At 67.7% G+C, this 19,965-nt stretch carries 9 protein-coding genes; all 9 read right to left on the reverse strand.

Translation table 11 applies throughout. The features are described from left to right. The coding region (locus QZ951_RS16885) for a filamentous hemagglutinin N-terminal domain-containing protein (RefSeq protein WP_293002706.1) at positions 1–3,547 on the reverse strand (3,547 nt) is incomplete at its 3' end. A 12-nt stretch (positions 3,548–3,559) separates the two neighbouring features. Then, entirely contained in the window at positions 3,560–5,239 is a 1,680-nt protein-coding gene (locus tag QZ951_RS16890; protein WP_293002708.1) for a ShlB/FhaC/HecB family hemolysin secretion/activation protein, read from the reverse strand. Between the two features lie 728 nt (positions 5,240–5,967). Then, positions 5,968–6,423, reverse strand: coding sequence for a hypothetical protein (locus QZ951_RS16895; RefSeq protein WP_293002710.1), 456 nt, complete (start codon positions 6,421–6,423; stop codon positions 5,968–5,970). Beyond that, entirely contained in the window at positions 6,420–11,135 is a 4,716-nt protein-coding gene (locus tag QZ951_RS16900; RefSeq protein ID WP_293002712.1) for a protein kinase, read from the reverse strand. The genes QZ951_RS16895 and QZ951_RS16900 overlap by 4 nt, the downstream gene beginning before the upstream one ends. A 10-nt stretch (positions 11,136–11,145) precedes the next feature. Next, positions 11,146–11,859: a protein phosphatase 2C domain-containing protein gene (locus tag QZ951_RS16905; protein ID WP_293002714.1), complete on the reverse strand. Its 714-nt coding sequence runs from the start codon at positions 11,857–11,859 to the stop codon at positions 11,146–11,148. Positions 11,860–11,878: 19 nt separating this feature from the next. Then, entirely contained in the window at positions 11,879–13,600 is a 1,722-nt protein-coding gene (gene tagF / locus QZ951_RS16910; protein ID WP_293002716.1) for a type VI secretion system-associated protein TagF, read from the reverse strand. A 3-nt stretch (positions 13,601–13,603) separates the two neighbouring features. Further along, entirely contained in the window at positions 13,604–17,128 is a 3,525-nt protein-coding gene (tssM, locus tag QZ951_RS16915) for a type VI secretion system membrane subunit TssM (protein WP_293002718.1), read from the reverse strand. Positions 17,129–17,131: 3 nt separating this feature from the next. Next, positions 17,132–18,529 carry a type IVB secretion system protein IcmH/DotU gene (icmH, locus tag QZ951_RS16920; RefSeq protein WP_293002720.1) on the reverse strand — a complete coding sequence of 466 codons (1,398 nt, stop codon included), beginning with the start codon at positions 18,527–18,529 and terminating at the stop codon, positions 17,132–17,134. After that, positions 18,529–19,869 (reverse strand): type VI secretion system baseplate subunit TssK, encoded by a 1,341-nt coding sequence (tssK, locus tag QZ951_RS16925; protein WP_293002723.1) that lies wholly within the window; start codon positions 19,867–19,869, stop codon positions 18,529–18,531. Before tssK ends, icmH begins: the two co-directional genes overlap by 1 nt. Positions 19,870–19,965 lie beyond the last annotated feature (96 nt).

A 19,965-nucleotide genomic window follows, 5' to 3' on the forward strand; every position in this document is an offset into this window, starting at 1 on the left:
TCGCCGTGTCGACGTCGGTCAAGGTGATCGCGTCGGCTTCGTCGATCGTCAGGCTGCCGGCACCGGTCACGCTGGCGTCCAGGCTCGCAATCGCCGTGTCGAGATCGATCCCGGTTGCCGCGGTTGCGACGAGATTGTCGACCGTGATGTCGGTGCCTGCCGCCGTGCCGGTGATGGCGCCGCCGGAGGTCAGGTTCAAGCTGGCGCTGTTCGCCGGGCTGATCGCGCCGCGTACCGTGATCGTGCCGCTGCTCGCATTGCCGATCGCGATCGTGCCGGCAGTGATCTGATCAAGCTCGGCGTCGGTGAGGCTCAGCTCGCCCGACTGCTCGGCGCCCAGCGTGATGGCGGTGCCATTGGTCGCCTGGCGGATCTCCGCCGTCCCGGCGCCGGCATTGACGGTGCCCGTGATGTCGATGGCGTTGGCCACCAGCGTGACACCGGCGCCGCTGACCGTCGTTGCCACCGAAATGCTGCTGCCCGCCCCGGTCGACGTCAGCGACGCCGAACCGCCGGTCGCGGCGACATCGGTGGCGCTCACGGCGCCCGCGGCCGTGATCGCGATCGCGCCATTGGCGGTGTCGACGTCGACCAGGGTGATGGCATCCGCTTCGTCGATCGTCAGATTGCCGGCACCGGTCACGCTGGCATCGAGGCTGGCAATGGCGGTGTCGAGGTCGATGCTGGTTGCTGCCGTCGCCGTCAGCACATCGGCGGTGACATTGGTTGTCGCTCCATTGGCATCGGTGATGGCGCCGGCCGTTGCGGTCAAGGTCACGTCGCCTGCGGCACCGGCATTCACCGTGCCGACGCTCAGGTCGCCCGTCGTCGCCGTCAGGCTGATGTCGTTCGCGTCGCTGTCGGTCGTCGAGACGACACTGGTCGCGGTCAGCGCGCCGCCTGCGACGATGGTGATCGCGCCGTTGCTGGTCGTCGCGCTGGTGACGGTCAGCGCGTCGGCCTCGCTGATGTCGATGTTGCCGGCACCGGTCACGCTGGCATCGAGGCTGGCAATGGCGGTGTCGAGGTCGATGCCGGTCGCTGCCGTCGCCGTCAGCACATCGGCGGTGACATTGGTTGTCGCTCCATTGGCATCGGTGATGGCGCCGGCCGTTGCGGTCAAGGTCACGTCGCCTGCGGCACCGGCATTCACCGTGCCGACGCTCAGGTCGCCCGTGGTCGCCGTCAGACTGATGTCGTTCGCGTCGCTGTCGGTCGTCGAGACGACACTGGTCGCGGTCAGCGTGCCGCCTGCGACGATGGTGATCGCGCCGTTGCTGGTCGTCGCGCTGGTGACGGTCAGCGCGTCGGCCTCGTCGATCTCAAGGTTGCCGATGCCGGTGACGGAAGCGGTCAACGCATCGATCGAGGTCTCGATCGCGTCGCCGCTGCCGATGCCGGTGGCGGCCGTCAGCACGGCGTCGCCATCGTTCAGCGCGCGAATGTTGGCGACACCGCCGCCACCCGCATCCGTGATCGCGCCGGTCGTCGCGGTCAAGGTGATCAGACCGCCCTGACTCAGCACCGAGCCATCGGTCAGCGCAATCGATCCGGTGTCCGAAACCAGCGAGACCGTGCCGGCCACGTTGGCGGCATTCGTCTGCTGGAGCAGCGCCACCGTCACGCCGTTCTGCTCGGTGAGGTCGATGTTGCCGGTCTCGCCGTTGTTGATGACGCTCAGCGTGTTGGCATTGATCGCCAGCTGCACGCCGGTGGCGGCCGTGGCGGTGATGTCGTCGGCATCGATCACGGCGCTGTTGCTGCGCGTGATATTGCCGGTTGTGGCATTCAGCACGGCGTCTCCACCGTTGAGCTGAATGTTCTGATTGATGGCAATCGCGCGACCTGCCTGAAAGTTCACGTTCAGCAGGTCGCCACCCGCCACGCCATCGCTGATGACACCATCGATCACGATGTCGCGCGCCGCGTTCAGGTTCAGCGTGCCGCTGCCGATGCCGTCGTAATCGAACGACGTCGCCAGCGTGATGTCGCCGGGATCACCACCCGGCGACAGTGCGCCACCGGTCGACACGGTCACCGTGTTTCCGCCGTTGAGCGCCGTGATCAGAAGCCCGACGTCGATCGTCGTTCCTTCCGCATTGGCGGCGAAAGGGTCCGCTGGATCGAAGGTGTTGTTGCCGGCCCCGTCGGCCACGATCGTGATGTCGTAGGGATCGATCAGCCACTCACCGCCCAGTCCATCGACCGTTCGCGCACCGACCTTCGGCGTCTTGCTGATGTAGAAGCCGCCCTGACTCGACGTCTCGACGAAGCCGCCATTGCCGCCCTGCGTACCGCCCTGCGCCGACAGATCGCCGGCGATCACGGTGTTGGTCTTCGAATAGACGACGACCGAGCCGCCATTGCCGTTGCCGGTGGCATCGGCGCTGACGGTGGCGCCATCGGCGACATAGGTACGCTCTGCCTGCAGCAGGCCTTCACCACCACTGATGCCGCCGCCGATGCGGACGCTGCCGCCGGCGTCGCGGCCGGAGGCGTCGACGACCGCCTGCCCGGTGACCAGCACATCCCGATCGGACAGCAGCTGGATGCTGCCGCCGCGGGTCCCGGTCGCATCGATACGGCCGCTGTTCTGGACATTGCCGCCGTTGGCAACGAGCCGCACCACGCCGCCTTCGCTGCTGATGCTGCCGGCGCTGATCACGCCGCTGTTGTTGATCAGATTGTTGAACAGCTCACGCGTGGCCGAAGCCTGCAGCACCACGGTGCCGCCTTCCGAGCGCAGTTCGCCGGTATTGCTGATGGCCGGCGCCGCTGCATCGAGGCGCTCGCGCAGTTCACCCGTGACTTCAACCGTGATCAGTCCGTCACCGTCGAAATCGAGGAACGCACGATCGGCCGCACCGAGGTTGATGCGGCCATAGTTCGCGAGGATCAGACCGTCGTTGACGACCTTGCTGCCGATCAGCGAGACCGAGCCACCACTCGCCGCGACGATCAGACCGTGATTGACGATGGCACCGAGCTGGCCGTTGGCATCGAGCGAGTAGTTGCCGGCCAGGAAGTTGTTCGATGTCAGATCCAGCGAGCTCGCCAACAGACCACCGACGTTGAGCCGCGCTGATTCGCCGAAGATGATGCCGCGCTTGTTGATCAGGAAGATCTGGCCGTTGGCGTTGATCGAGCCGAAGATCTGGCTCGCGTTCTGATCGAGGATTCGATTCAGCGCCACCGACGAAGACGACGGCTGCACGAAATTGACCGTCTCGTTGGCATTGACGTTGAACGTCTGCCAGTTGAGCGACAGGCGCTGCGAACTCTGGTTGATCGTGGTCGTCGTGCCGCTGCTGCCGATGGTGCCGGAACCGCCAACGACCACGCCGCCGGTAGGACCGGCCTCGGCATCGGGCGACAGCAGTACCGCACCGGTGGTCAGCGCTGCACTGAGGAAGTAGGCCGCAAACGGGAAGCTGCGGCGGCGCAGTTGCGGCAGCGATCCTTCAATCGGCGCGGCAGCCGGGTGAAACACGGCCGAAGCCTGCGCGGGACGGGTATGGGAAGCGGACTGGCGGCGGTTCTGGTTCATGTTCGTCACCCCTTAAAACGAGAAGCCGATCTGGCCGTAGATGTGGTAATCGTTCTGGTCGCTGGCCTCGGCGTTGCTGAGTGGCACAGCGCCGGACAGGTGCAACTGCATCTGATAGAAGCGCGGCAGGCGGAACAGGACGCCCGTGCCGATGCCGCTGCGGCTCGATGCGTTGCTGCCGGCGCCGCGGTGCTGGCCGGCCTGCTCGGCCCGTGCAAAATCGGTGAAGACCTCGAACTCGAGAATCTCTTTCCACGGCCGGCCATAGAACGGCGAGATCGCATCGCCGAAGCCCGGGGCATTGACGTGATACTCCAGCGAGGTGAACACGCCGCGGTCGCCGAGCACCTCGACCACGGGATAGGCGCGGACGCTTTCCGGCCCGCCGATGGCGAACTGCTCGATCGGAATCAGCGCATCACGCGTGTACTGTCCGTTGACCTTGAAGATCAGTCGCTGCGATTTGGTCAGGAACTGCAGACGGGTATACGACACGGTCCCGATGATGAAGGCGGTATCGGCCGGTGGCCGGCTGTCGGTCTCCACCGAGCGATCGTCGATCGACTTGCGGAATCCGAACTCGAAGACGTCGACGCCCTTGAAGACCTTGTCGGTCCGGTTGGCCACGACCTTGCCGGTGACCAGCGAAAACCGGTCGTTCGAAATCAGGCTCGTGGCGTCGGACAGCTTCGACGACTCGTAGTTGAACAGCAGGTTGCCGGTGACTTTCAGATCCGGCGTGTTGATGAACTTCCACTCGGCACCGCCGTAATACGTCGACGAGGGACCATTGATGCCGAGGCCGGCGAAGGTGCCGGAGTTGATCTGCAACTGGTTGCGCGTGTAGCCGACCACCGTGCCGAGTCCACGCACTTCCGAAATCGGCAGGCGGTAGCTGGCTGAGCCGAAGTAATTGTTTTCCGGATAGATGCCGTATTCGAACAGGGCGTTGAACGTGTCACCGAAGCCCAGTGGACTGTTCCACTGGACGCCCGCTGTCGCGCGATAGCGACCAGTGAAGCGCGTTCCGAAGTTGCTGAAACCCAGCGAGTACTGCAGCGGCCGCTTGTCTTCGGTCGCGCGCAGTTCCAGCTCCGTCTCGCCCGGGTTCTGGCCCGGCTGCAGCGTCGACGAGACGCTGACGCCCGGCAGATCGTCGGCGTACAGCAGCGCGGTCTTGACCTCGTCCTCGATCAGCGGCTTGCCGATCAGGCGCTGGGTCGGCGAGGCAATGACATTCGCCCCGTAGCGCTTGTTGCCCTTGACGATGACCTTGGACAAGTGGCCTTCGAGCACATCGATGCGGACAATCTTGTCTTCACCGATCGACTGCGCCGGCAGGAACGCGCGGCTCAGGATGAAGCCGGCTGCCTTGTAGCGGTTGCTGATCCGGTCGACGATCGCCTGCATGTCGGCAAAGCTGAACTTTACCGGCTGATCGCCGGCCGCGGCGACCGCGGCTGCGAACTCGGCATCGGCCTGCGACTGGATCAAGGCCGGCGTGATGCCGAGCTCCGGATGGTTGCCGACACCGGACACCGTGAATCCACGAACGACGATGCGCGGCGCCGCGTCGTCCGCCTTGCGATCCTTCAACGGCGGCACCACATCCGCAGTCGCTGCGTCTTCGGCGAAGGCCACCGGTGCCGAGCCCGCCAACAGCAGCAGCCACGCCGCGATCGCCCGCGACAATGTCTTGCGTGCAAGAGGTCTGGCCCGCGCATCAGGCGCGGGCGACACGACGGATGGACGTGCTGCTGGGCGGTGTTTCATCGTCATTCCCGGGTTGAATGCCGTATTGCAACGGCTGTTATCGGTATTCCCTCGCTGCGTGACGAGGTCTGGGCAAGCAGAGGCAGGTGCATGCGCGGTGGCGCTGCTTTCGGCGCACGACACGAGAGCGGGTTCGCAAGGCCGACCGCCTGGGTCGCCGTGCATTACGGGTCTGCCGGAGTGAGGCGCGCGATCACCAGCAGGCGGCGATGGTTGCGAGACGCGTGCGTCGAGCGCGACAGGCCGGTGGCCGTCGCAAGCAATACCGGCCTCGGGCGCGGATACGAGATCCCGCCCTGCATCGGACTCGGCCCGATGACCGTCCGACCCTGTATTCACCCAGCCCGCGCCTGAGGCGCTGTCTCGTTCTTTCTTCACGCGATCCTCATCGGTGAAAAGGTACTGCCACCACGGTTCAGCGTTTGTCTGTCAGCGTTTCTCGCTGCGCCGGTCAGCCGCGGCGCGAGGCGTCGCGCGGTTGCCTTGCGTCGTCGATCAGGACTTCGTGAGCCCCACGATCACGACGACGTTAATGTCACAGGCTCCGAATCGCGATGCTGTGATCTGAATCTCATTCATCGGGAAATGGAGTCGATTCGCCATGACCTTGCAAGCATTCAACCGCTTGTTCAAGTCATATCGATGAATCATTGCACTGCTCGAACGGCCGCCGGATTCGATGGCAACGCGGTGGCGACCGTCGTCGCCGATGCCGCGCCGAAGGCCGCGCGATCACCGGCGCCGTCCGGGCTCGCCAGCAGCATCGCGATCAGCGCAGCAACGAGAGCCACGCCGATCGCGAACAGCAGCCAGTACCGCCAAGCCGTGTTTCGCGCCGTTGCCGACGGTGGTGGCATCGTCATCGACCCCGGCATGGCGGCCACGGCGCCGGCCGGCGTTCGCGCGCTGGGACGGCTGGTGCGGACCGTTTCGATGCTGGCGGCCTTCGGCGCCTTGCGAGCGGTGATGGTGTCGCTGCGTCGCAGCGTGGCCAGCACGTTGCGACGGCGCATGCGGTATTCCGCCGCAGCGATCTGGCCGAGGCGATAGGCATCGCCCAGCACCTGAAGATCCTGATTCACGGCGCCTTCGCGTTCGTTCATTTCAGTTCCCTCAAGACCCGGAAGCCGACGTCCTTCTCGGGTTGACCGTTGTCATCGCGGCGAGCGTCGACCGTGCAGTCGGACCAGTAGTCGTTGAAGCTCGCGCCACGAATCACGATCTTGCCACCGGCCGTGACCCATTCCCAGACGTTGCCACTCATGTGCACAAGTCCCCAAGGATTCGGATCACGGCCCTTGGCCGAGACCGGCGAGCCGCTGCCGGGCGTACCGCCCGGTGGCACGCAGTTGCTGTTCTCGGCTTGCTTGAATCCGGCGCCGCCCTTCGCTGCATGGGCCCACTCGGCTTCGGTCGGCAAGCGGTAGACATAGCCACCGCTGGCCTTGGTCAGCCATGCGGCATAGGCATTGGCCTGCGCGTAGCTGACATTGGTGATCGGCGCGTTGCCGATGTCCTCGTCCGCCACGGCGCGGGTTGCGCAGGACTTGGTCGCGGCGCAGAACTCGTTGTAGTTGGCGATCGAGACTTCCGACCGCGTCAGGCCGTACGCGGTACCGCCGTCGAGGCCGGGAACGATTGCCAGACGCGGGCCGCGCCGGCTGCCGGCCAGTGCATCGAAGCAGGCCTTGCCCTTGCCGATCAGGTCCGGCTTGTTGCACGGGTCCGGGCCCGTTGCGACAAACGGCGGTTCTTCAGCCGGCGTCACCGCTGCGGCGCCGGGTGCCGGCGCTACCGGAGCCGGCGTGGGCACGGCCGGCTTGCTGTCCGCCGCCGGCGGCGCACCGGGCACGGGCGCGGCCGGCGCGGGCGTAGCGCCCGGCACCGGCGCCGGAGCCGACACCGCGCCAGGCGCCGGTGCCGCACCGGGAGCGGCCGGTGACGGTACCGGCACGCTGCCCGGCTTGATCTTGTCGAGCCGTCCGGCCAGCGTCTTTTCGGCCAGCTGGCCGGCATTGGCGAGATCGGACTCGAGCTTGGTCAGCGCTGCCGAATCGAGCCTGCGCACGTCGTCGAGCTGTTTCTTCAGACGGTCGTAGTCGGCCTGCGCCAGCGGCCCGTTGCCGGCCGCCTTGATCGCGGCAACAAGGTCGTAGCGGGCTTTCAGTGGCCGCAGTTCCGGACGGTCGCCGAGCAGCTTGCCGGCCTGCGCGATCAGGTCCGACGCCGACTGCCAGTTCTTGCGCTGGAACGCCTCCGCCGCCAGCCGCTGATAGGCGCCGGACAGCAGGTCCGGACCTTCGGTCTTGGCGAAGGCGTTGTCCGGCTGCAGTGCGCGGATGCGGGTCAGCGACTCGCGAGCCTTCTGGATGTCGTTGGCCGCAGCCGCACTCTTGACCGACTCGATGCGCGACTTCACCTCGGCCTCGGCATTCTCCTGATCGACCTTGGCCTGATTGTCGCGCTGCAGCTGATCCAGCCTTGCCCGCTGCTCGAGCAGCTTCGGCGCCTTCGGTTGCAGCTTGAGGCCGAAGTCGAGCGCGGCGCGCGCCTGCGGAATCTGCTGCGGTGCAGTCAGCTTGGCGACTTCCGCGGCAATGCCGTCGCCGATGCCATCGACGACGCGCTTGGTTTCTGCCGAGGCATCGCCTTTCAGGGCATCGAGCGCATTCGAGACCGATCGCTGCCAGTCGGCCGTGAACGCCGGACGGGCCACGAGGTCGCTCAGCGCCTTGCGCGCGTCGGCCAGCTTCTGGGCCTTTTCCTGTTCGACCCTGGACTTCGCGGCCGCACGGGCTTGGCCGACATCCGCGAGGATCTTCGCGTAGCCCGGATCGGCCGGATTGATCTGCTGACCGGCGCTGGCGATGCGCTCGGCATCGTCCAGCGCACCGCTGGCGATGCGATCCCGCGCCAGCTTGACCACGCCGCTGTCGACCGAGCTGCGCAGGCTCGCGAAGTCCGGCGATTCACCGCCGATCTGCGTGCGCGCCTCGTTCAGCGCCGTCTTCACGTCCTGCAGCCAGACCGCGGTCCCGAGCGGCTTGGCCAGCAGGTCGGCGATGCGGGCCTTGGCCTTGTCGATGCGCTGCGCCTTGGTCTGCGCTTCCTGCGCGAGCTTGTTCTGCTGGTCGAGCAGGGCCTGACGCGCTTTGGTCAGTGCCGGATCGCCCGGGAACAGGTCGATGCCGAAGCCGGCCAGATCGATCGCCTTCGCCGGGTCCTGGGTCTCGCGCACCTGCGTCGCCAGTGCAGCCTTCAGGCGCGCCGCCTGCGTGTCGAGCTGGGCTTTCAGCGCCGAGGAATCCTCGGCGGCCTTGGCCGCGCTGCGATAAGCCTCGGCCGCCTGCTGGCGCCAGTCGTCGGCGTTGACCGGGCGATCGATCAGGCCCGCCAGCGTCTGCACGGCCTGCTCGCGCTCGCGCTGCGCGCGCTGGGCGTCCTGCTCCTTCTGCTGCTGCGCCGCAAGCGTGTTGCCGAGTTCGACAATCTGCTGGGCGCGGGTCTTGATGCGCGGCGAATCGGCAAAGTAGCGATTGGCGAGGTCCAGCCGCTGCTTGGCTTCGTCGATGCGGCCTTCGTCGAGCGACTTGCCGATCGCCGCGTCGTACTTCAATTCCAGCCGCGCGTTCTTCAACAGGCCGCTGTCGGGATCGATCGCCCGAATCTTCGCCAAGGTCAGCACGACGTTCTCGGTGCCGGTCTCGAAGATCGCGTCGGCATCGATCTGTGCCGTCAGCTGGCTGTCGAGCGTGTTCAGCAGGTCGTTGCGGGCACGTTCGACCTCGTCGCGCTTCATGTCGAGCGCCGGCGAATACAGCTTCAGGCGATCGCGCAGCGCAAAGACGTTCTTCGCCTTCGCGTAGTCGAACAGGTTCTTGTCCGGGCTCCAGTAGCCGTTGATGCGGGCCAGCAGATAGCCCTCGATGATCTCGCTCTTGGCGAGGACCAGCCGGTTCCGCACCTCTTCGTCCAGCGTCTCGAGCGCGGCGCGCGCCTCGTCCTCGTTGGCGTAGGCATCGGCGCGCGCGACCTCGAAACGCGAGATCACGCCATCGAGCCGCTGGTTCTCGCGATAGCTCATCACGCCCCAGCCGCCGCCGGCGAGCACCACCACGGCCGGCACGCCGACCAGCAGGTACGGCATCGCGCGTTCGCGCAGGCTCAGTTCGCGCAGGCCTTCGACCAGATCCATCGCGCTCTTCAGGCGCTGGTCCCGGCTGAACGCGACGGCTGCGGCCAGCGCCTTGTACTGGCGCTTGGTCAGCCCCGGGACCGGCGGCGGCTTGCGGCCTTCCTTCTGCGCCACCTCGGCGCTGACCTTGTCGAACGGGTGGCGACCGGTCAGCAGTTCGAACGCCACACAGCCGAGCGCGTAGACGTCATCGGCCGGCTCCGGGTCCTTGCCCTGGATCATTTCGAGGCTGGCATACGCCGGCGTCAGCGCGCCGAGCGTGCCGGCATCGAACACCGAGGTCTCGCCGACGGCGTCGCCCATCGGCTTGCCGGCGCGGGCGATGCCGAAATCGAACACTTTCGGCACGCCGCCGCGGGTGACCATGACATTGCCGGGCTTGAAATCGCTGTGCACCACGCCGTCGGCATGGGCGCGCGACAGGCCGCGCGCCATGCCTTCGATCAGCAGCCGCGCGTCCTTCAGCGGCAGGCCGTTGTAGGCCTTGTCTCGAATCAGACCCTTGAGGTCGGAGCCGTCGATGTACTCCATCGTCATGAAGACGATCGAGCCATCCTTGTCGAAGTCGAACACGCGCACGATGTTGTCGTGCGCCAGTTGCTGGCTGCGGCGCGATTCCCGTTGCAGCGCGATCAGCGAATCCGGATGGCGGCGGAACTCGTCGTTCAGGACCTTGACCGCGAGATACGGATCGCGGTCGCGCGCTTCGACCTTGCGTTCGTCGCGCGCCTTGTAGACGACACCCATGCCGCCGCGACCAACTTCCTTTTCGAGATAGAAGCGGCCCTTCAGCAGCGAGCCGACGGTGACGAAGTCGCCGCCTTCCTGCTCGGCCACGCGCTGCCAGGTGGAACTGGAGCTGGTGCCCGAGGTCGCGGACACCGTGCCCGAGACCGTGCTCGAAACGGTGCTGGACACCGTGTTCGAGCCGCCGGCATCGACCGGCTGGCCGGGCAGCGGGCCGGTGGGGGGCGGTGCGGCCGGTCGGCCGGCTCCCGCCGTCGGATTGACCACGGTGATGTCGCCGGCCGGGGTCGACGGCGGCGCTGAAGATGCGCTCGGCGGAGGCACCGGCAGCACCGTGCGCGTGCGAACGACGGTCGCGTCGCTGTCCGGCGGCGGCGCTGCGACCGCGGGCGGGGGCACGGCCGGCTTGACCACCGTCGCGTCGTCGACGGGTGGCACAGGCGCCGTCGCTGCTGGCGGCGTCGCGGGCTTGACCACCGTGGCGTCGTCGACCGCGGGCGGCCGGCCCGACGGTGGTGGGGACGCCGGCTTGACGATCGTGGCGTCGCCATCGGGCGCCGCGGGCGGCGCTGCCGGCTTGACGACGGTGGCATCGTCGAGCGGCGGCCGCGGCGCGGGCGGACGCTGCGTCGGCTGCGTCGCGTCGCTGTCGCCTGCCGCCAGCCGCTGCTGGACCGTCCGCAGCTTGGCGACCAGGGCGCGGACGATGTTGGCGTCGAGCCGGCCATCGGAACCCAGGCGCTCCAGCGCCGCGACCTCCGCGCCGTGCTGTGCGGCATCGACCGGGCCGCGGGCGTCCAGCGCCTCGAACAGCGCGGCCAGGGTCAGCGTGCCGCTGCGATAGGCTGCAAGCAGTTCAGCCAGCGTTTTCATGGCGAGGCGGCTACTCCGTCAGACGGACGACCACAGCGGTCACGTTGTCGCGCGCGCCACGCGCCAGCGCGGTTTCGAAAATGCTGCCGACGAGCGTTGCCGGCGACTGATCGCGACGGAACTCGGCTTCAAGCTCGCGATCGCTGATTTCCTTGTTGACGCCGTCCGAGCACAGCAGGAACTGCGTGCCGGGCCGGCTGCTCGCAACCACCCAGTCGACGTAGACCTGATCCTCGGCGCCCAGCGCGCGCGTCAGCACGCCGCCGCCACGCTGGCCGGCCGGCGCATCGCCAAACTGGGTGACCTCGTCCTCGGCACCGTGGGCGTGGTCGCGCGTGGCCTGACGCAGGCGACCGTCCTCGTAGCAGTAGGCGCGGCTGTCGCCGATCCAGCCGCACAGCATGTAGTCCTGGTGATGCACCAGCACGACGACGGTCGAGCCGATCAGGTCGACCCGGCGCTGATACGCCGCGGCGCGCAGATCGGCGTTGACCTGCGTGATCGTGTCTTCGATCTGCTCGACGAAGTCGCAGATTTCCGGCGCCCGCTGCAGGCTTCGAAGTCGCTCGACGATCAAGCCGCTGGCGTAGTCGCCGGCTGAATGGCCGCCAAGGCCATCGGCGACGACCCACAGGCCAATATCGTCCCGCATCAGCAGGGCATCTTCGTTGTGATGACGCACCTTGCCGGTATCGGTGCGTCCGGCACTGAGAAAGCGGCTCACGGCGATGAACTCATCGGGATCAGACCTCGATCACGGCAAACGGCCAGGTGGAAGGATCGGTCGGCAATCCTGCCGCTGCAGCGAGCAAGGCCTGGGCATCCCGCCCGGCAGGCACCTCGAACCATGGCGCCGTCAGCAGCGACGGCAGCCGGGCCAGCAGGTCGGCGGACGACGCCAGCACCAGCCGATCGCCGGCACGAACGTCGCAGCGCGCGCTCAGGCAGGTCGGGGTCGCGGCAGCGCCGAGTCCGGCCGCCGTCGATGGCGCGGCGCCGAACAGCAGATCGTCGAGATCGTCGCCGCCGGGCAGTGCCGACGTCGGCATCGCGCTGCCGAGCAACGGCGTCGGCGCCTGCCCGCCACGGATCAGCCAGGTCTGGGCCGCCCCGATGGCCAGCAGCTCCGCCTGCCCGGACGCCAGCCGCGCCGCAACCACGGCGCAATCGGCCTGGATCGGATCGATCAGATCGCTTGCGGCGTCGCGCAGCGGCGCGTGCAGCGCGATCAGACGCTGCCGCAGCCAGTCGATGGCCGGGGCATCGCCGTGCTCGGGCAGATCGTCCAGCGCGATGGCGACAGTCGCCGCCGCCCGCTGCCGCACGTCGTGACCGCCGGCGTCGCAGGCGATCAGGGTCAGCCGGCCATCCGGCGTCCGCAGCCGCGCGCACGGTGCGGCATGGGCAGCCGCACCGATGGCCGCCCGTGTGGAGCCAGCCGACGGTGATGCTGGCGGCGGCGGCACTGCTGCGGGTGCCGAAGGCGCGGACGCGCGGGCGATCGGCACGGTGGCGTCGGGATCGAGCAGCGAGCGGTTTCCCGCAACGGCCAGCGGTGACGCGGCAGCCGGCGCATCCGGGAACAGGTCCGACAGGTCATCGGCGATCGGTGCCGGCGTGACCAGCGCTTCCGGGCTGCCGGCGGGCCCGGCATCGATCGCCGGACGGCCGCCGGGCAGCGCCGGGTTCGGTATCGCCGCGGCGGCTGGCGTGGCCGGCGCCGACACCGGCACGGCCGCGAAATCGCCGCGCGTCTGCCACGGCTCACCGGCAGCGGCGGCATCGATGAACGCGACATAAGCCTGCGGCTGCGGCAGTCCCGCCGTCATCAGCACGGTGGGCGGCACGCGGCCGGCGCCGCGCGTCCACCACAGCGCGCCGGAGCGGACGTTGGTCATGCGCTGCCAGGCGGTCTGCAGGTAACTGCTGCTCAGCGTGCCGGCGGTCGGCAAGGGCAGCCGCCAGTGACGATCGGAAACGATGTCGACCTCGCGCAGCCAGGCAAAGTCGCTCGGGGGCTGGCCGAAGCCATGCGCCAGCGACGCCACCTGCCGATCGAACTGCTCGACCGGCGACGCCTGCGTCGACAAGGCGCCGTTCAGCACGCGCTCCGCGGCATCGAACCAGTGCCCGAGCGCGAGCGCCTTCGCCGGCGAGGCCGGATCCGGACCGAGATCGCAGGCGATGACCAGCGGAAAGCAGCGGCCCACCCGATCGACACCGGGTCCCATCACGCCGGCCCAGCCGGACGGCCCGCAGACGCCCTGCCCGAGCACGAGGCGCCAGACCGGACTGCTGCGATAAGCGCTGTTCCAGTCGCTGCCGAGCGCCTGCCGGCTGGCGGCGACGGCATGCTCGAAACTGCGGTCCCAGCTGTCGACGAAGGTCGCCGGCAGGCGCCGCTGCACGAAATCACCGGCACTGGGCAGCTTGCCGAAAAAGCCGACGTTGACCGGTCCCGCCACCGCTCAGCCTCCGCACCGGAACGCTTGCAGTTCCGGCTTCAGGAACGGGTTCTTCAGGTTGTTGGCCTGCAGCGTGACGCGCGCCTGCTTGCCGCCGAAGTCGAACGTGGCGAGGTAGCGCACGTCGGTTTCGCGCGTCAGGCGACCAGCCTGCAGCACGCGGAAGAAGGCCCAGTCATTCTGGAATTCGAACTTGGCGAGCAGGGTGCCGCTGGCGTCGAAGCCGGCGACCGAGGCCCGACCCGGCACCGGCCCCGGCCACTTCATCGGCGCGTTCGCGGCACCGCCCGGCGTGTACTCGTACTTCTGGCCATCGACCTCGATGACGAGCTTCGCGATGCCCGGATCGAGCACCGGCGTCAGGAAGCTGAAGCCGACTTCCGGAACGTTGCTGCCGCGGAAGAACATCTGCTTGATCCGGTCGGCCGCCTGCATCTGCGCCAGCATGCCGGGCGATCCACTGACCGCGCCCGGACCGGATTTCCAGCGCCACGTCGCGTTGCTGGCGTCGACCAGCTTGGCCAAGGTCTGCTGGTAGAACGCATCGAAGCGGCCGCCGTAGCCGAACAGCTCGCCGAAGTTCTGCACCGGGATGTCGGTGGCGCTGGCCAGCGTGAACGGATAGCGGTTGCGGGTGAAATCGCCGCAGTCCTTCAGCACCAGTTGCTGGAACTGATCGTCGATCGCACCCTTCGCGCCGCTCGCCACCAGCGCTTCGCTCTTGCCGGTCAGCGACGTGACCCAGCCGGCCACCGGCGGCGGCAGCTGCGAGGCTGCCTGCGTAGCCTGCAGCAGGGCGGGGTTCGGCTGCCCTGCGCCGGACGAGAAGTCGTTCATCGTCAGCAGGGTCTTGCCGAGCTGATCCAGCACCTGGATGGTCTGGTCGATCGGCTGCGCGCCGGGGGCGCCTTCGGTCAGCTTGTTCAAGGTTTCGAAGTGCGCGGTGATGGCATCGCCCGGCTTCTCGGCCGGCGCGGCGCCACCACCGCCGGCCGCGGCAAGCGCCTTGGCCAGAGCGGTCTGCGACGCCTTCTTCTTGGCCAGCTTTTCCGCCGCGTCGGCCGCAGCGCCAGCGGCGTCGTCGGCACCGGGAGGATCGCGCAGCAGATCGGCCGTGTTGTCGCGGGCCACCTTCAGGAACAGCTTCAGCGGCGAGTTCGGGCCCGACAGCTTCGACGCCAGCGCACTGGCATCCTGAATGTTGGCCACCGGCTGCAGGCGGATATCGGCGAGCAGATCGTCCCAGGCCTTGATGTAGTCGGCCTGATAAAGCCCGAGCACGTCCTGTGCGTAGCGCGCCTTCTGCACGTCGTCGATCTTGCTGGCGCCGAACACCCAGTCGTTCTCGGCGAAGCCCTTGACCGCCTCCTCGATGCCGCCCTCGGCCTGCGCCTTGAATACCGGCTGCGTGTACAGCGCCGGCAGCGGGTCGGACAGTGCCGCACCGCTGGCGCGGCGGAACACGTTGCCGAGCAGGCCCAGTTCCTTGTCGAGCTTCAGCGGCGGGTGATCGCTGCCCTGCCCGGCCAGCTTCAGGCTGCCGTAGATCAGGATCGGCAGGTCCGCGGTGCGCAGCGTATTGCGGCTCTGTTCGACCGCCGCTTCGTCCAGCGTCTGCGCCCGCAGCCGGCCATCCTCGCCGACCAGTGCGCCGAAGTGCTTGGCCAGCAGGCCCTGCAGCACGGCATCGCCCGGAAACAGCTTCTGCCACTCGAACTCGGACAGCGCGATCAGTTCCTCGCGCTTCAGGTGCTGGGGCTGGCCGAGCATCAGATACGCCTTGAGGTAGTAATACAGCGCCTGCGGATCCGTCGCGTTCGCCTGCAGGCCCGAACGGAACTGCGCCGCGACGCCGGGCAGCAGGATGCCGTTGGTTTCACGGAAATAGGCATCGCGCACTTCGCGGCCGACCGCGCGGCCCTGATAGAGCCCGAAACGCATCGACAGCGGCACGTCGCCCCGATGTCGATCGGCCACGTCGACCGTCGATGACAGCGCTTCGAGCCGCGCCAGCACCAGCGAGAAGAACGCCGGACGGTTCGGCGCCAGCGCCAGACTGCTGTCGGTGCTGTAGGCCGCGAGCGCGGTTTCGACATCCTTCAGGTAGGCACTGTTGCGGTTGTAGCTGGTGACGAAGCCGGCGATCAGCAGCGCCGTCACCAGCACGACGCCGGCGTACGACGCGATCGACAGCAAGAGCTTCTGCCGCTCCAGCCGCGGATCGGTGCCGGCGAAGCCAGATTCCTTGAACAGCACTTCGCGCAGCAGGCGCTCGACGAAGAACGTGCGGCTCTGCGCACCGGGCGCGTGCAGGCGCGAGGCATCAAGCCCGAAGGTGCGCGCGACGGCGCCCATCATCCGGTCGATCGGCGTGCCTTCCTGCGTGCCGGACGTCAGATAGGCCCCGCGCAGCAGCAACGGCGCGCTGTACTGATGGCCGGTGAACACGCCTTCGACGAACTGCCGCGCGATGTCGCGCAGCGCCGACAGCTGCATCGGGAACGACAGGATCGCCGCGCGCCGCGTGCGATCGCGCTCGGCATGCAGGCGATCGAGGCTGCGCGTCTGCAGGCGCTCCAGCAGCAGGTTGAACTCGTCGCCGAACAGCTTCGCGGCAGTGCCGTCGAGCGTCTTGTCGACCGGGAACGACATGCCCCAGACCTGCCCGCGCAGCGCCGGATTCAGGTCATCGAAATACTCGGTGAAACCGGCGACGAGATCGCACTTGGTGAACACCAGATAGGCCGGCACGCCAATCCGCAGATGCTTGGCCAGTTCCTCGAGTCGCGCACGGATCGCGAGGATGTGTTCCTGCCGGCCGGCATCGTCGAGCGTCAGCAGGTCCGACACGCTCATCGTCACGATCACGCCGTTGATGGGCCGGCGCTTGCGGTACTTGCGCAGCAGCTTCAGGAATTCCTCCCAGGCCGAGGCATCGGCGCTGCGGTCGGAATCCTGCGTGGTGTACCGGCCGGCGGTATCGAGGAACACCGCTTCGTCGGTGAACCACCAGTCGCAGTTGCGGGTGCCGCCGATGCCGCGCAGCGCTTCCTTGCCGAAGCGGTTCGACAGCGGGAAGTTCAGCCCGGAGTTCAGCAGCAACGTGCTCTTGCCCGAGCCCGGCGGGCCGATGACGATGTACCACGGCAGCGAATAGAGATTGCCGCCGCCCTTGCGCGACTTGCGCAAGGTATCCACCGCTTCCTGAAAGCGCGCCTGCAGCGCCGTGCGCTCGGACTGCGAGCGGTCGTCGCGGTCATTGCCGCTGGTCTTGGCATCCTGCCCGGCGAGGTCGCCGGCCATCTGTCGCGTCTTGGCCCGTTCGCGCGCCTGCTGGAACAGCAGCCAGCCCAGCCAGATCGCGAGGATGACGATGATCACCACCAGCCGCACGATCGGCGACGACAACGGCTCGGAATCGCCGATGCCGAGATAGGGACCGCCGAACCAGATCAGCAGCGACAGCAGCAGCAGGCCGATCAGGGTCATGAACCAGCGCGACTTGAATACGCCGAGGATCTTGCCCACGACTCAGCCCTCCGGGTTGTGGCTGATTTCGACGCGCCGGTTGCGCGCCCGGTTGGCCGGCAGGCTGGCTGGCTCGGCGATCGGCTTCGACGGCCCGGCACCGCTCGATTCAAGGCGCCCCGGGTTGTCGATGCCCTGACTCAGGATCTGCACCACGGCGCGCGCGCGCTCGGCCGACAGCTCGTAGTTGTCCTTGAATCGCAGCGAGCGCACCGGCTGATCGTCGGTGTGGCCGATCACGATCACGCGGCCCGGCGCCTGGTTCAGCGCCTGCGTCACCGCGTTCAGCACCGGAATCTGGCTGGCGCCGACCTGCACGCCGCCGGACGGGAACATCTCAGCCGAGATCAGGCGGATCAGCGCCTTGCCGTCGGGCGATTCGTCGACGGTCAGATAGCCAGCCTGCTCCTGCGGCGCGAGCAGCTGTTTCAGGCTCTTGCGTGCCACGACCGGCTTCGGCGCATCGGCCGGCACCGCGCTTTCAAGACCGATCTGCGACAGCCTTGCGCTCAACGGCGCACTGGCGGCATTGAGCTGCGCGTAGAAATACAGGAACACGCCGAGCAGCACGCAGGCGCCGGCGGCGGCGATCACCCACAGCGGCACGTAGCGCAGCAGCGGATTGCGGCGGTCCTCGATGCCTTTCCAGTGCGGCGCCAGTTCGTCAGCCGGCGGCTGCCGCTGCGACTTGATCCGCCGGTACAGCTCTTCCTGGATGTCGGCGAGCCTGGCCTGCCCGCCCGGTTCGATCTGGTAGCGGCCGCCGAAGCCGAGCGCGATGCAGAGATACATCATCTCGATCAAGTCGAGATGCTTGGCAAAGTCCTGGGTCAGGCGATCGAGAATCAGGAAGAACTTCTCGCCGCCGTAGGTTTCGCTGTGGAAGATCGTCAGCAGAGTCTTGGCGGCCCAGCCGCTGTGCTCGGCCCACGGCGTGTTCAGCACCGCTTCGTCAAGCATCGCGCACAGCGCGTAGCGGGCGGCGGTGGTCATCTGCGGCGTCAGGCCGGCGGCCTGTGCGCGGCTTTCGAACTGCCGCACCTGATTCACCACCTGTTCGCGCAGCCCCATCGCGTTCGGCTGCGAGGCAGTGCCGCGCAACTGCACCGCCAGCAGCAGCAGCGGCGATGCGGCCTGCACCAGCGGATTGGCGCTGCCACCGAGGAAATCGCTGATCTGCGCGGGTGGCGCCGCAGCCCCGGCCGGCGCCGCCGGCTGCCAGGCCGATGGCCGACGTGGCGGCGGTGGTGGTGGCGCATGCGGGTGCGGCATGGCCTGCGCGGGAGGGGGTGCCGGCGGCGGCGGATAGCCGCCGGGCAGTCCACCGCCACTCGGCGCGCCGCGGGGACGCACCACGGTGCGGTCGCTCGAATCGTCGTCGTGCGGACCCTTGGTCGACATCACTGCCCCCTGATCGCCCAGAGCTGAAGGTCAAGACCGGCGAACTCGCTGCCGAAATGGAAGGCGATGCCACCTGCCGTCTTCAGCATTCGCCACATCGGCGAGTTCTTGTCGAACTCGAAATACAGATAGCCGGCGTTGTATGGAATCTGCCGCGGCGCCACCGGCATCGGATTGACCGCGATGCCCGGCAGCTGCAGGTTGACGAGATCGCGGATCTTCTCCACCGGGCCGATCTTCGACTGCATCGGCAACAGGCGGCGCAGGTCCTCGGACTTGATGTCGGCCTTCGCCGCCAGCACGAAGGCGGCGGTATCGATCAGGGTCAGGTCCGGCACCACCGCGACCCAGACGCCGAACTTGCGCTGCTGCAGCGGGATCGCGATCGCGGTCTGCTCCATCACCGCGCTCAGGGAATTGCGCAGGTTGACGATCAGCGGCTCGAAGCTTTCGCGCAGCAGTTCGTGCCGATACGGCGGAAACGCCGGCGGCCGCTTCTTCGGCGCCGTGAACGTGCACAGCTCGCCGGCCATCGCGACCAGCACGCGATACAGGTCTTCCGGATGCAGGATCGGTGCGGCAGCCAGATGCGCCACCAGCGGCTGGTAGCGGTTGACCACCTGCAACAGCAGGAACTCGGCGATCTCCGCCGCGCCGCCACGATCGGTCACTGCCACTCGGCTCGCCAGTGCTTCGCCACGCTGATGCAGCAGGCCCAGCAGTTCGGTCAGGAAGGTCACCAGACGCGGCACGGCCTGCACGGCGAGACCGGTCGGCATGAAACTTTCGTCGAGCAGCACGCGGCGATCCGGACGCACTTCGATCAATCGCACGAGGGGAATGTGCGACAAGCCCTCCAGCGGCTGTGCCTGCGGCAGCAGCCGGCTGGCCATGCCGCCGACTTCCAGCGGCGTGACGCCATCGACGCTCCCCGAGGCATCGCGAACCTCCACTTCCCGCACGCGGAACCGGAACAGCTTGTCGGCCGGCGCTTCCGGCCGGCCACTGTCCGGCTGCGAAGGCGAGCGCAGCGGCAAGGTCAGAAAGATGGTCTGGTCGCGCCAGTTGGCGTCGATGTCGATCGCCGGTGGCAATGGATCATCCTGCGGCATCGAGAACGGCGTGCCATCCGGGAATACGCCCTTCGCGCGACGGATGCCGATCTTGCCGATCGCCAGCAGATCGGACTCCAGTTCCAGTTCGGTAAAGCCCCAACTGTAGGGACGCAGCGCAGCCGCCCGGATCTCGACATAGCGCTCGAGGTAGCGTTCCTGCTGCTGCAGATGCTGGGGTCGAAGGAACAGCCCTTCGCTCCAGACGACCTTGTTGTTCTCCGCCATGTGTTGCGCCCGTTCCCAGTAGGTGCTGCCGCAGCCACGACAGCCTGCCGCCACCACCGATGCGGGGCTCCACTGCCGCAGAACGGCAAGGCCACT

It is taken from the genome of Nevskia sp., from assembly GCF_021732705.1.
Classification (GTDB): Bacteria; Pseudomonadota; Gammaproteobacteria; order Nevskiales; family Nevskiaceae; genus Nevskia.